This is a genomic window from Oxynema aestuarii AP17 (assembly GCF_012295525.1).
Lineage (GTDB): Bacteria > Cyanobacteriota > Cyanobacteriia > Cyanobacteriales > Laspinemataceae > Oxynema > Oxynema aestuarii.
On record NZ_CP051167.1, the window covers coordinates 4810404 to 4825200 of the forward strand.

Here is a 14797-nt window from a genome sequence, read left to right on the forward strand (position 1 = left end):
TTTCGCTCAAGTTCTTTTCCCAGAGGCGATCGCCGCCTTCGGATAAGCAATCCGTTTGTGATTGTACTGCTGCCAGACCCGCACGAAGATTTCGGCAATTTTGGGCATTTCCTCGCGAGTGAGACCGGAATCGACCAATTGATCGTCATTCCAACGAGCTTTAAGAATCTTATTGACCATATTCAAAGCTTGTTCGGGAGTCGCCTCGTCGAGGGATCGCAAAGCCGCTTCGCAGGAATCGGCGAGCATGACGATCCCGGTTTCGCGAGATTGAGGGATCGGACCGTCGTAGCGAAACGCTTGTTCGCCGACCGGGGGTAACCCCTGTTGTTCGGCGCGTTGTTTGGCTTGGTGATAGAAATAGGCGATCGCCATCGTCCCTTGATGTTCGGGAATAAACGCTTGAATCGCTTTGGGCAAACGGCACTTGCGCGCCATCACCAATCCTTCGGTCACGTGCTTCTTAATAATCTCGGCACTGATCCAAGGGTCGTTAATTTCGTCGTGTTTGTTCGGTCCGCCCATTTGGTTTTCGATAAAGCCGAGGGCGTCGTGCATTTTGCCGATATCGTGATAGAGGGTTCCGGTGCGGACCAGTTCGACATTGCAGCCGAGTTCTTTCGCTGCGGCTTCGGCGAGGGTAGCGACGAACATGGTGTGTTGGAACGTACCGGGGGCTTCAGCCGCCAATCGTTTTAATAGGGGGCGGTTGGGGTTGGCCAGTTCGGCGAGGCGGATCGGAGTAATCAGGTCGAAAACATGTTCGAGATAGGGACTCAAGCCGAGGGCGACGATACTCCAGGCGACGCCGGAGAGGGCTTGCAGTCCGGCTTCGCCGAGAATTGCGTAACCGACCGGCCCAGTAGAGGCGGTGAGGATGAGGGTGACGATCGGGTAGACCAAGCCCTGGGTGAGGCCGACGAAACCGCCTAAGAGGGCGAGTTCTTCGCGCGATCGCAGTCTTCCGGCGGCGATCGCGCCGACCACGCCTCCGGCGCCACTGGCAATCAAGTGAGTCAAAGGGATGGCGGTTCCGATGGGTAAGAGGACCGAGAGCAACGTGACGGTGGTAGCGCCCAAACGAGAACCGTAGAAACTGCCTAACAGCAAGCCGATCGCGCTCAAGCTCGTAAACGGAATTCCCAATAAGATCAAACTCGGGGCGGTGAGACTGAGTAAGAGAACCAAGACGCGATCGCGCCGTCTCAACTTCGGTTGGGAGCGTCGTTCGACGAGCCAAAACAGGGCTACGGCGATACTGACCGCCAGACCGAAGCCCGCGAGTCCGGATCGGTCAATTTCGCGGCGACTGAGATCGAAGCGATCGAGCAGGATAAATTGAGCGTGAGAAATCACTTCTCCCTCGCGGACGATAACATCCCCTTGGTTGACAGTGACGAAAACGGGTTTCACTTCTTGAGCCGCCCGTTCGGCGTGTTTTTGGGTGCGTTCGCGGTCTTCCTTGAGGTTGGGTTGAACGACGGCGAGGAGGAGATCGGTGGCCAACGGTTCGGCCTTTTGGGGAACCACGCTTTTAACTTGCATGGCCACGGCGTTTTGCAGTAAGTTTTTCGGCAATCCCGGGGGGATTCCTTGAGCGAGCATTCGCCGCAAGGCGATTTTAATGCTTTCCTTAGTAGCCTCCCAGGTGCGATCGTCGAGTTGGAACAAGCTCGGATCGTAAATACCGTGCAAGGAAGAATTGGAGTCTTTGACTAAGGCGCCGATCGCCGTGGCGTAGGCTTGGCGGGCGTCGGCGATCGCCTCGACCAGGGCGGAAAACGCTTCGGGGCTGTTATTTTCGCGATACTGCTGGACTTCGGCGACGGCTTGCTGACCTTGGGGGGTTAACAAGCCCCGTTCGACGGCCCAAACGGCGCGGGGGGGGTCGCTGGCGCCGGGGGTCTGAGTCGGGACGGGTTCCGGAGACGGGGCGATCGCGCTGCCGACTGCCGGGGGCAGATTGTCGAGGGGTTGCCCTTCGGCGGCGGCGGCCAAAACCGCCCGCAATTCCCAGGCTTGAGCTTCTCTGAGATATTGCTGTACCGTGGGGGATAAAATCTCCGGATCGAGGAAGGGAAAGCCGCCGGAGAGTTCGCGCAGGCGATCGCCGTGAGCCAAAACGCCGTCTAAAACTTTCTCGATCTGCTGGTTGACCGGGCGATCGATGGTCAAGATCGCCGTGGCGCCACTGCGAGCGGCTTCTCGATTTTTTTGAGTGGTTTGGGTATCCTCGACGCGGGCCGCTTCTGGAGCGACAAAGGTTTGGGGAGCGACGGTCCCGACATCGAGTTGGGGTTGATTGTAAAAACGATGGCCGAAAACCGCCGTCAAACAGGCGACCGCCAACACCATCGACAGTGGAGAGTGTCCCGTGCGGTTGAGGCGACGTCCCATTCTTTGCTTCCACAGGGGAGACTCGGTGGCGGACGTCAGGGAGGGGTCGGGGGCGATCGTCCCCCGCTCGAGGGTCGAACCTTCTCGATTCGATCCCGTTTCCCTACCGCGCAGACTGGATAGAGCGTGCCTAGCATTAGCGGACAACCCTCGCCGCCATTGTTCGAGTTGCCGTGTCAGCGAGTGAATAGATTTCATCCGTCGTGCCTATTACAGACTAAATGAACGGTGCTTGAGAAGGCATGGCCAACATAGGCACCATTATAGAAGGTGGGTCAAACCCCCAACCCCCCCGATCGCTTTACGCGGGGATCGCCGATCGCCTGGGGGTTTGGAGCAAAAACTCGGGGGTCAACGTTTCGTGCTGCTGCCAACGACGAGTTAACGGGGTCGAAGACCCTTCGGGGGCGCCACTGCCAGAAAAGCGCCTGCGGTTTTGGGGGTCTGTTGTAGATCGTAAACCCCAGACCAAGCTTCTAACAACTCGCGGGCGCAGGATTTGAGGTCGAGAAAACCGTCCCCTCCTAGGGGGTCGCCGGGGCGTTGCCATCCCAGGGGAATGCCTTCGCTGCCGTTGTAAGCTCCGGAGAGACTCCCCGCAATAAAGGCGGTCAAAACCGGGTCTTGTGGCGATCGCGCCGCCCGTAACAGCGACAGTCGCAGATCTTGGGGCGTGCTGCAAAAACAGAACCAGGCTCGGGCGATCGCCCGCAGTACCCGATTCTCCTCGGACGTTGGCAAAGCGGGCCATCCAGACATTTGCCGTTGGCAGCTCTCCCAACTGGCGCCCTTCCTCGACGCTGCAACCACCCCCTCAAACCCCGCAGCGATCGCCCCATCGCCGTCGTCACCATCGCCGAACGGGTCGCCGAGCTCCCGGTCGAGATCGAGCGGTTCTCGCAACCCACGGGCGATCGCGCGCGCCACCCCTGCCAACCCACTCGCGATCGTCGGAGGGATTGACAAAATATCAATAATATGATATAAAGCCCGATTCAATAAGAGATCGTCTTCGTGAAAATAGAGCGAGAGGGGAACGAAGGAGGCGATCGCGAGGGAAGAGGGAGGGCGATCGAACGAAGCGATCTCGCGTTCCCAGGATTCCAAATTCAAGCCCCCTTCACGAATCAAATGCCGCGTTGTCGCTACAGCCATTTCGCTGAAATGCTGACGAGCACAACTGCCACCAGTGCGAGCCAATTGCTCTCCAAAACGGGCGGCGAGTAGAGTACCTTCAAAGTGGCCGAGCAGAGAATAGTGCATCGAGGTAGGGAAAAGTCAAGAGTCGAAAGTCGCGAGAAATTAATCAGAAATCTAAAATCTAAAAGCGATATCTATCGTTTAAAAACATCTAAAACACAGAGGAGTTGAGCGCGCGGGGGGACACTTTCATCTAAGATTAAAACTTCATTCTCGCGACACAATTGCTCGATCGAGCGATCCACCCGATATTCGTCAGCTTCCGGGAACTGATCCAGCGCATTTTGCAACAGAATATGACGTCCCATAATTTGCTGAGTTTTCACCAACGCCAGTAAAAACTCTTTCACTTGGCGATCGAGTTTTCGATCTTGTTCTGGAGTCCCCAACTGCTTGTGAGGCATTCCCGTAACGCCGATGATGCGGGTATATCCAGCAAACAGACCGAGGGTTTGTAATAACGGACATTCCTGCAAAGCTTGCGACTCGCGGACGAGGGCTTGTAATTGGCGTAAATTAGGAGTGCGATCGCCGACGACCAACTCCCCGGCGCAAGCGGCATTCACCAAACTATGATAAGTCGCCAAATAATGAACCGAGAGCATATCCGTCAAAATATGACGGTGGGGATATCCGGTAAAAATCTGACTGTAGAGCTTATTTCCTTGATTTTTGCGAGTTCCCAAACGTTCGGCGCGCACTAAATACAACGTTTTGCACCTTCCTTGCTTGAGGGCTTTTTCGCAAGCTTTCATCACGTGAAAAAAGCCGATTAAATTGGGGTCTTCCGTCCAGACCAACCCGATGCGACCGAGTTGTTCCGGGAGATGATAGCTGAGGGAATAACTCGCATAAGTCGGACTCGGCAATAACTTCGTTTGAATACCACGAATTTGAAGAGCTTCCATCGCTTCGCGCAACATTTGGATGAGTTCGGGGGCGGCAAATTGGCGGACGCGGGTAATTTTCGATCGCGTTTTATCGAATTCGCGCAACCAGACTAATTTAAAAGCGGCGAGGGGGTCGGAGGAAGTAGAAACCGGGGGCGATTCGACCGTTTTCCGGCGATCGCGGCGAGAATTCTGTCGAGAGGGGCGATCGCAGTTTTTCGCCGCTTGAAAGCGATCGCGACCCAACATTAAAGCAAATCGAGGTAATGTTTTCCCCCCGGGAAACTTCGCCTCCAAATCTTCTCTTAAAATCGGATAAATCGGCGATTGCGGTCGATCTTCAACCTGGGCGTGCAGCGATCGCAAACGCATTGCCAACAGGGCTTCTGCTTGGTCGAGGTCGATCGGTCGCAAGCGTAATTTAACATCGATCCGAGCCAGATCCGCCGCTTGCACTCGCTTAGAATGCTGTTTCCAAGTATTGGTAATAATACTAATAACAATCAAAAAATTATTTAACTTTTGATTGTGGACGATCGAATTAACATTAAATAATGCCTGTAAATTAATAAATCCATCTAAAGCGCGATCGATATTATCCAAATTATCAAAACACAGAACGATCGGCTGAGTGGCTGCAGCAATTTTACCAAAATTAGCGAGCATTTTCTGAGCTGCATCTTCCGTATCGATCGCCCGTTTTACCCGAAGCGCTTTCAAACTTTCCTCATCGAGGTCGTCCCCTTTCAACCACTCGCAGGCAATCGGATACAGTTCGGGATCGGTCAAGTCGTAGAGAACGCCAAAAAACTCATTCGCATTATAAATCCCCGAAGGATACATCCCCTTTAACTGGTGAATAAATAACTTGCGTTCCCCAAACACTTGTTTCATCAAGCCTTGAGACTTAAACGCCGGAAGTCGTTCGATCCAAAGTAACAATTGAGATTGTTTTTCCCCTTCAGGAACGAACATCAAACTATCGACCGTATTGCGTAACGTATGACGCCAGATAAAATCACTTTCGGGCCACGGACCGACATAGCTAAAAAACGCCTTCCGATTGAAGCGCCGTTTAATACGACCGAGGAGATAACTTTTCCCCGAACCGGAATCCCCGGCTAACAGTAACGTGCGAGTTCGGCGGTCGCGAACGACGCAATCGAGGCAGTTTTCGACCTCTAGAAGGATGTCGCAATGAATGGAATCGACATCGAATTGAGGGTCTTGTTCTTCCTGCCAAAAATTACCCGGTCTGAAGGTGGTCGAATCGAAAGGATTGACAGCTTCTTTAATAATGCGATCGATAGATACCACGGCAATGCCTCGGGTTCGGGAGTCGGGATCGAAAGTTCGGAGGTGACCGATTATTGGGAGAATTCGGGGAAAGATCGAGAAAGGGAAGGTTTAATCTTTCTCAATCGCGGATAACATAAACGAGTTGGTCGTCTAATTTAGCTTGGGGATTGAGTATGGCAATCGGATTTTGGCGATCGCACAACTGTTCGATTAACTGATTAATTTGTGCTTCGTCAATGCGGCTAAATTGGCCGAGGGCTTCTTGTAAAAGACGCTGACGCGCCATACACTGCTGGTCGATCGCGCGATTGAGTAAAAAGTCTTCTATCGGTTGCCATTCGTGTTTATTTTCCTCAGTTAAAAGAGGGCGACGAACGGCACCCAATGCATCGAGTAAGGGGCAATCGACCAAGAGATTTGAAGTCTGAATCAGTTGTTTGAGTTCGTCGATATTGGGGGTGCGATCGCCGACGACCAAATCCCCAGAATAAGCATCGTTCACCAAGCCGTGATAGGTGGCGAGATAGTGAACCGAGTCGAGGTCGGGGACGAGATGGTGGTGAGCGGGATCGGCGAAAATTTGGGCGTGAATTTTATAGCCCATATTATTAGGATTGCCGATTTGTTCCGCACGAATGAGGTAGAGAGAATCGCAGTGTTTTTGTTCGATCGCTTCCTGACAGAGTTTCATCAAATTACAAAACTTAGTCAAGTTAAGATCTTCACTCCAAACGACGCCAACGCGACGATCGCCGCGAGGATCGAGATAACTGAGGGAATAACTGGCATAAGTGCGACTGTCCAACAATCGCGGTCGAACTTCGGCGATATTGAGGGCATCTAAAGTTTCGGCCAGCATCGCCATCAGTTCGGGGGAAGAGAACTGACGGATCCGGGTAATTCGACTTTCGGTTTGCTTAAACTTTTTCAACCAAACTAATTTAAACGTAGCGATCGCGTCGATACTCGGAAGCGAAGAAACTTGGGAATCATCGCGGTCGGAGTCCGGCTCACTCGTGCTTGGAGCCAAAGCCGAAATCGAGGCGATCGCCGTCCCGTCGGCGGCGGCGTCTTGCCGCATAAATTCTAACTTTCGATCCTGAAATAGTTGGCGACCCAAAATGAGTACATTTCTCGGTCTAGTTTTACCGCCGGGAAACTTTTCTTCTAAGATTTCGCGATCGAGGGGATATAAATTCGTCGGGGGTTGGGTCGCCGATTTGCGGTGTAAGGCATAGAGGCGGCTGGCCCACAAGGACTCGGCTTGATAGAGATTAATTTGTTTGAGTTGAATTTCGCGATCGAGGCGATCGCGGTCGGTGGCTTGAATGCGAAATGCATTTTGCCGCCAGGTATCGGTAATAATACTAATTAAAACTAAAAAGTTTTTAAACTTTTGATTGTGAATCGCCGAATTGACACTGAATAAACTTTGCAAGTCGATCGCGCCGTCATTCAAGCGAGCGATATTATCTAATTGGTCGAAACAGAGAACGATCGGCTTAGTTTCGGCGGAAATTCTGCCGAAGTTCGCCATAATTTTCTGGGCGGCATCTTCGGTATCGATCGAATGTTGGACGCGCAGGATTTTCAAACTTTCCTCGTCGAGGTCGTCGCCGCGCAACCACTCGCAGGCGAGTCGGGACAGTTTGGGATTAGTGAGGTCGTAGAGGACGCCAAAAAACTCGTTGGCGTTATAAATTCCGGTGGAGTAAGTATCGCGCAGGTGACGGATGAAAAGCTGGCGATCGCCGCGAATCAAATCTAAAATACTGCGATGCTCGAAATGAGACAATCCCTTCAACCAAATCAGCAATTGAGAGTCTTCTTCCCCTTCGGGAACTTCGAGCAAGCTATCGACGGTGTAGCGTAAAATATGCCGCCAAATATATTCGCTGGCGGTAAACGGTTCGACGTAAACGAAAAAGGCTTTATGGTTGAGAAATCGTTTGAGGCGACCGAGGAGATAGGTTTTCCCCGAGCCAGTTTCTCCTTCGAGCAAAATGGTACGAGTGCGACGATCTTGGGCAATTAAATGAATCAATTGGTCGATCGCCTCCACCGCTTCTTGATGGATGGATTCGACGGTAAAAGTCGGATTTTGTTTTTCTTGCCAAAAATTACCGGACCAAAAGGTTTCCGCGTCGAAGGGATTGGTTTCGCGTTGAATAACTTGTTCGATGGATGCCACGCTTGCAGACCTCTAGTTTCTAGAATTTAGATCGAGGGGTTTGACTTAGGTTCGGGGGGAAAACGGCGATCGCGACGGGGAACAGACCGACGTTGCTTGAAGGAGTGACTGTCACGATCTCCGGGTTCGTGAGACGGAGGCACCCGATCGCTTCAGCCGTTGACGATAATAAAAAAGAGCGGTCCGCCGATATCTTGGGCGATCCCGCCTTCGATTTGTTCGGGGGTGTAGGAACTGGCTTCTTGTAAAGAACTCAGTTCGATGCGATCGCTACGTTGGAGGCGATAGAGGGCGCCGTCGAAGGCTTCGCGAGAGAGGGGGGGTTGTAAGTGCTGGCGCAATTGAAAAATTGGCAGATAATTTTCCGTTCCTAATTCGCGATCTAAGGTTCGAATCCAGCGCAAAATCTCGTCATCGGTGAGGGCTTCCGCCGATAAGGGTGGGGAAGCGCTTGCCGTAGCGAGGGGGAGGTCGCCGGGAGTGGCGATCGCGCCGGACGCCCCGAGAGATTTTCGCATAAAACGCAAATAGTTAGCCAGCAAATCGAGGCTGAGAACCGGGGTATTGCCACTGGGAGTATATTCTTCGCGCAAATACTCTTCCCCGCGCCGGGTGAGCCAGACCTGCTTGATTTGTGTTTTTTCTGCCTGAATCAAACCGCGATCGAGCAAACTTTGAATCACCGACTCACGGCGGTCGAGGGCCAATCCAGTTTGAGCGGGGGTAATGCCGTGTTCGGCGCAGGCTTGCAGCAGTTGCACTTCTGCTTCGGAGATCGGCAGGATCTGGGTATCGAGCTGCAAGAGGGATTTTCCGGGGGGAGCGATCGCGAATTTAAGAATTTCTTCGTGATAATCGATCAGATCGCGATCGCGCAACTGGCGGGCGATCCGATCGCGTTGGGGGGCTTTCGTTTCTGGATTCGGTTTGAGTTTCGCGATGGGCGCGCGAGCGTCGGTAAACCCGATTAACTTCAGTAAAAATTTCAGTTCCTGCACGTCCATGAATTCGACTCGATCCCACTGCCAACAATACAACCGGGCGATTCTCCTTTGGAGACGGGACCCGTTCGCGAAGCGGCTCCCTTGGAGCATCGCCCATATCTAGTTTAGAGGGAGGCGAGACGATTGAGAAAATTTTAGAGTCGAGCTTTTAGAGTTTAGATTTCACTTCCAGCACGTAGAAAAGAGCGAACCGGAGACCTTCGACGAGGTTCGATGTAGTCCTGGAAAAGAAAAAAGCGGCGACCGGAACTTCAAAAAGATTCCCATCGATCTAAGCCTCCGGGGGGCGATCGCGCGGTTTCGGTTGTAAAGGAATTTCGATCCTAAATGCGGTTCCCCGACCCGGTTGCGAGTCGCAGGTGAGCCGACCGCCGTGGAGATCGACAATAATCTGATAACTCGTAGACAGTCCCAACCCGGTTCCCGAACCGACGGGTTTCGTAGTAAAAAACGGGTCGAAAATACGATTGAGAATCTCCGGGGTCATTCCCGGTCCGTTGTCGGCGATCGTAATCCCGACCGATTCCTCGTCGGCGCATTCCGTCGCGATCCGAATCTGGGGAAATCGGGCGTCCGTCTCGGGTAAATCGAGTAAAGGACAATTCGTTCCGAGTAAATCCAACGCATCGATCGCGTTATTCAAAATATTGAGAAACACTTGATTGACTTGGGACGCATGACAGGTCACCTTGGGGAGGCGATCGCAGTAATCCCGTTCCACCACGACCTCGCCGCGATGGCGGTTGGCGTGCAAGCGCGATTGCAGCACCAACAAGGTACTCTCGATCCCCTCGTGCAAATCCACCAACTTAACATTCGATTCGTCGAGTCGGGCGAAACTACGCAGACCTAAAATAATATTGCGAATCCGTTCGGCGCCCGATTTCATCGAAGCAATCAAGTTTTGCAAATCTTCCACCACAAAATCGAGGTCGATCTCCTCAATTTTTTCTGCTATTTCCGGCTTCGGTTTGGGATAGTATTTTTGGTACAAATGGATCAATTCGACCAAATTGGCAATATAGTCGCGAGCGGGGTTCACATTGCCGTAAATAAACCCGATCGGATTGTTAATTTCGTGGGCGACCCCGGCGATCATCTGTCCCAAACTGGACATTTTTTCCGTTTGAATCAGTTGGGCTTGAGTGCGTTTGAGTTCTTCCAACATTTGAGACAGACGCAAGTTTTTCTCGTTAATTTCTTGAGTGCGTTCTTGAACTTTTTCTTCTAAATTGGCATAGAGCAAGGCATTGTCGATCGAGATGGCGGCTTGACCGGAGAGCAGGCGCAAGACTTCGAGGCGGTCCGGGGTAAAGGCGCCTGCAGTCAAGTTATTTTCTAAGTAGAGAATGGCGATCGCCCGTCCTCCATTGACGATCGGGGTACATAAGACCGATTTGAGTTCGCACGCGGCGATATAGGGATCCCCAGTAAATTGTCCGTCCCGACTTGCATCGCTCAAGACGACATCGGACAGAGTGCGTTCGACGTAGTGAATCACACTCAGGGGGAGATGGTCGGCGCGATCGATCGCACTAGAGGGGTGAACCCTGACGCCGTCGAAGTCGATCGCGCATTCGGCGGCGAGGAACAAGCCATCCTCGCGACATAAAATCAGACAGCCTTTACGGGCTCCGGCATTTTCGAGCAAACTCTGCATTAATTTGGCGAGCAGCTTGTCGAGGACGATCTCGCTCGAAATGGCTTGGGAGACTTTAATAACGGTAGTTAAATCGAGGGAGGTTTCGCCGCCAAAGCGCAGGGTGGCGGGAGGGGTCGGGCCGACAGGGAAAGTGTCGTCTAACTCGCGGACTTTGCGAGTGGCGCCCCAGCGTTGGTAATAGGAGCGGGCTTGTTCGCGATAGGTGGCGGCGAACAGTTCGCGATCGAGATCGCCGTAAAATTCGGCAGCCCGTTCGTAGGCGAGGGCGACATCTTGGGGATAATCGTGGGTTTTAGCGAGGGCGATCGCCCGTTCGTAGGCTTCGATCGCCTCGAAAGGACGACCGAGGATCCGGTGGCGTTCGGCTTCGACGAGGTGGTACTGATGGGCAAAATTGGCGCCGTTGTGTTGGGTCCAACGGTAGAGTTGCCGTTGGTTGGCGCTCACCCGGCGGCGGATTTGTCGGCGATCGCCCTCGTCGGCTTGGGGATAGACAGCTAACTGGGCGAGGGAGTCGTAGAAATAAAAGACCGTGCGAGCAAAACTGCCCAAATCTAAATTAGCTCGGCAGGTGTCGGCGTGGGCGATCGCCGTCTGGTAACGACCGAAGCGATAGGCGAGGATAGTTTGGTTGAGCGACGGGAAAAATAAGGTCCTTTTATCGTTAGTTTCGCTCTCTTCGACCGCTTCAGTTGCTTCGATCTCGTCCGTTCGATCCAACCAATAGAGAATTATCTGGCGATAACCTTGCAATGAAGTGCGGGCGTGGTCGTGAGCGATCGCCCGGGCCATGTCGATCGCCTCCTCGACTTCGGCGAGCAGGTGGTTTAACTCGCAACCGCAATGATAAGCATGTACGACCCAAATCAAAGCGCTGTACCCAGCATATTCGGAATCGCCGTTGTCGAGGGCGAGGGCGCGAGCGCGGGCGAGGGGAGCCAAAGTATCCCGTAAGGGTTCGTGCCAAAAACGGACAAAAGTATGGACGATGTGAGTGACCCGGGCGAGGACCGTCGGATTGGCACTCTCTTCGGCGAGGGTACAGGCGAGCTGACTCCAGCGCACGCCCGAGGGGAGGTCTTGGAACAGGGCACAGCGCACGGTGGCGTAATTGGCATAGGCGATCGCCGATTCGAGGGCGCGACCCCAGCGCAAGGACAGGCGAATCGGCGCGATCGCGATCGCCGGAAACCACTGACTCGCCCCCAAATAGGACGCGGGAAAGACACTGGCGAGAATCCGCATGGCGGCCAACGTGCGCGGGTCGCTCATGGGTGGGAAATCGCGCAATCCGGCGCTCCCGTAGCGGTGCCAAGCCGCTTCCAGGGGCAGACAAGACCACCACAAGCACCAGGGATGTCGAGCTTGGGGAACGGGGAACCCGAGTAATTGCAGGATTTCCAACGCCAAAGCGACGGCGGCGGCGAATTCCTGGCGAGCGGCGTGGGTTCGGATTTGCAGCTCGTAGACCCGGATGCAATCGAGGGGGGAGCGGGCCTGTTGGCGAACTGTAGCGGCCCACTCGGACATCTGGGCGAACTCGCCGCACAAATAAGCCAGTTCGGTGCCTTCGAGGTAGACGGCCAAAGTGAGGGAATAATCAGTTTGCCAAGGGTCGGCGGGTAGCAGGGCGCGGGCGGCGGTCAGATACTGGAGGCCGAGAGAGTAGGCGGTGGCGGTTTTGGCGTGGCGCCCGGCCCAGTAATTGAGTTCGGCGAGGGGTCGGCGTTCCCGTAGGGTCTGTGCCGGAGAATCGCGATCCGTCGGCATCGCGGCTCGGGCCCAATTCAACTGATTGACCGTGGCAAAAATGCGCTCGGGTTCGGCGTCCTCCTCCAGTTGCTGCTGCCAGAGGTGGCCGATTTGCCAGTGCAAGGCGGCGCGTTCGCTTTCGGGAATGAGGGAATAAGCGGCTTGTTGAATGCGATGGTGGGCGAATTGATAGTCGAGGCTTCGGGAGGTTTGGGAAGGTTTGGAGGGAGGTAGGGGGGAATAGGTGGCACCGCACTGAAAGATGAGGGAAGCGGCGATCGCCTCTTGTAAGTGGGCGGCGGTTTCTGGGGGCGAAGCGTTTTCAAGACGGGCTAAGGTTGACAGGTCAAATTCCGTCCCGATACAGGCGGCCCGTTGGAGCAGGTGTTGGGTGTGAGGGGAGAGGGTTTGAATTTTGGCGGCGAGCAGTTCGACGAGGTTGTCGGCGATCGTTTGGGAGCGCACGCGATCGAAAGACCACTGCCAACTCATGCTCTGATAGTCGAAGGCGATCGATTGGTTTTCGTAGAGGGAGTTTAAAAATTCTTTGATAAAGAAAGGGTTGCCGTTGGTTTTGGCGCCGACGACTTCCGCCAGGGGGCGGGCGGTGTCCACGGAACAGCGCAAGGTATCGGCGATCCACTCGCTCACGGCGGTGTCGTTCAACGGGCCGAGGGCGATCTCGTTCGTGCCGACGCCGTGTTGGCGCACTTCGGCGAGGGTGGCGTCCCATCGGGCATCGAAGGGGGGGTCGGTGTCGCGACAGGCGAGAATGACGAATAAGGAATGGCTGTCCGGAGCGGTTAAGATCGCTCGGATCAGGTGCCAGGAGGCGGGATCGGCCCATTGCCAATCGTCGAGGAAGAGGACGACGGGATGTTTGAGTTGGGTGAAGACGCGCACCAAGTTTTCAAAAACGAGGTGAAAGCGATTGGGGGTGTCGTGGTTGGGGGGCGATTCTCCTTTGGAGACGCTTTCGCGTTCGCCGGAGGGAATGTTTTTGAGGATGAGTTTGAGTTGGGGGATGGCTTCGACGGCGATTTTGGCACGATCGCCCAGGGCCGCATCGAGTTTTTGGCGCCAGAGTTCGAGGCTTTCGGCACTTTCGGTGAGCAGTTGGGCGATCGATTCGTCAAAGGCTTGGATGATGGCTTGATAGGGGCGCTTGGCGCCGAGACGGTCGAATTTGCCGGAGAAGAAGTAGCCGCCTCGTTGGACGACGGGTTTGTAGAGTTCCCGAATTAAGGAGGTTTTGCCCATGCCGGAGGCTCCCCGGACGATCGCCAGTTCGATACCGTGGCGATTGCTGCCGGGTTCGGTGGCGGCGGCGCTGCGATCGAAGGCTTGGCGTAAGGTTTCCAGTTCGGCTTGTCTGCCGTAGACGGTTTGGGGAATCTGAAAGCGATCGCAGATATCGTTTTCGCCGGGAATCAGGTCTTCGATTTCTCCGGTGGCTTCGAGTTGCATCCGGCAAATGACCAGATCGGCGTGAATGCCCCAGGCGCTTTGATAGCGGTCTTCGGCACTTTTGGCGAGGCATTTCATGACGATCGCGCATACGGCTCGGGGAAGATCGGGATTGAGATCGTGGAGGGGGGTGGGTTGTTTGGCAATATGGGCGTGGATCAGTTGGAGGGGGTCGCCGTGGGGGTCGAACATCGGCTGACGGGCGAGCAGTTCGTAAAAGGTGGCGCCGAGGGAGTAGAAGTCGGTGCGGTAGTCGATCGCCCGATTCATGCGTCCGGTTTGTTCGGGAGAAAGGTAGGCGAGGGTGCCTTCTAAGCCTTTGGGGTTGTCGAGGGCTTGGTTGTCCCGAGTGCAGAGGCTGGCGATGCCGAAATCGATCAGTTTGACTTGTCCGGTGGTGGGATTGAAAACGATATTGGCCGGGGTGATGTTTTTGTGGATGATGTGGGCCGCGTGGAGGTGGGCGAGGGTATCGGTGAGTTCGACGGCGACGTGGAGGAATTGTTCGAGGCTTAAGGGGCGATCGCCCGCGAGGCGATCGAGGGAGCGACCGCCGAAGTCTTCGAGGATCGCGATCGGGCGGTCGCGATCGCGCTCCAAGCTGTAAACTTTGACGACCCCTTCGAGGTCGAGGGAGCGAGTGAGTTCGTATTCTTGTTGGTAGCGGGTGATTTCGGCCTCGGTCGGCAGTTCGGAGCGCAAGATTTTGAGAATCACCCGTCGGTTATCTGCATGGCGCACGCCCCGACAGACGAGGGACTGGGAACTTTCGTAAATTGTCTCACCGATCGTAATGCCGGGAAGGGCGAACATAGGGGGATTCTCCTCTCACAAAGGGGCGGCGAACGCAGAGCGACGACCTAGGAGGATCGCGTGGGGTACACTCGCTTAAGTACTCGCTTCTCCTAAGACAAAATTTAACTTTTGAGGGGCT

The 14797-nt window shown here is 54.5% G+C and carries 6 protein-coding genes; all 6 read right to left on the reverse strand.

Annotated features, from left to right (window positions below; genetic code table 11):
- Positions 1–6: 6 nt before the first annotated feature.
- The 6 genes from HCG48_RS19275 to HCG48_RS19300 all read right to left on the reverse strand — a co-directional run bounded on the left by HCG48_RS19275 (position 7) and on the right by HCG48_RS19300 (position 14676).
- Complete coding sequence (locus tag HCG48_RS19275; protein WP_168570609.1) at positions 7–2595, reverse strand: HD family phosphohydrolase; 2589 nt, start codon at positions 2593–2595, stop codon at positions 7–9.
- Between the two features lie 183 nt (positions 2596–2778).
- Positions 2779–3660, reverse strand: a complete 882-nt coding sequence (locus tag HCG48_RS19280) for an ADP-ribosylglycohydrolase family protein (RefSeq protein ID WP_168570610.1) — start codon at positions 3658–3660, stop codon at positions 2779–2781.
- A 71-nt stretch (positions 3661–3731) separates the two neighbouring features.
- On the reverse strand, positions 3732–5804 hold the full coding sequence (locus HCG48_RS19285; RefSeq protein WP_168570611.1) for a P-loop NTPase family protein: 2073 nt from the start codon (positions 5802–5804) through the stop codon (positions 3732–3734).
- Positions 5805–5904: 100 nt separating this feature from the next.
- Positions 5905–7977 carry a P-loop NTPase family protein gene (locus HCG48_RS19290; RefSeq protein ID WP_168570612.1) on the reverse strand — a complete coding sequence of 691 codons (2073 nt, stop codon included), beginning with the start codon at positions 7975–7977 and terminating at the stop codon, positions 5905–5907.
- 152 nt (positions 7978–8129) lie between these two features.
- Positions 8130–8981, reverse strand: a complete 852-nt coding sequence (locus HCG48_RS19295) for a hypothetical protein (protein ID WP_168570613.1) — start codon at positions 8979–8981, stop codon at positions 8130–8132.
- A gap of 271 nt (positions 8982–9252) precedes the next feature.
- Positions 9253–14676 (reverse strand): trifunctional serine/threonine-protein kinase/ATP-binding protein/sensor histidine kinase, encoded by a 5424-nt coding sequence (locus HCG48_RS19300; RefSeq protein ID WP_168570614.1) that lies wholly within the window; start codon positions 14674–14676, stop codon positions 9253–9255.
- Between the last annotated feature and the right edge of the window lie 121 nt (positions 14677–14797).

Coding starts and splice junctions, on each gene's coding strand:
- HCG48_RS19280 (WP_168570610.1), bottom strand. CDS start 3,660: ATGCACTATTCTCTGCTCGGCCACTTTGAAGGTACTCTACTCGCCGCC.
- HCG48_RS19275 (WP_168570609.1), bottom strand. CDS start 2,595: ATGAAATCTATTCACTCGCTGACACGGCAACTCGAACAATGGCGGCGA.
- HCG48_RS19300 (WP_168570614.1), bottom strand. CDS start 14,676: ATGTTCGCCCTTCCCGGCATTACGATCGGTGAGACAATTTACGAAAGT.
- HCG48_RS19295 (WP_168570613.1), bottom strand. CDS start 8,981: ATGGACGTGCAGGAACTGAAATTTTTACTGAAGTTAATCGGGTTTACC.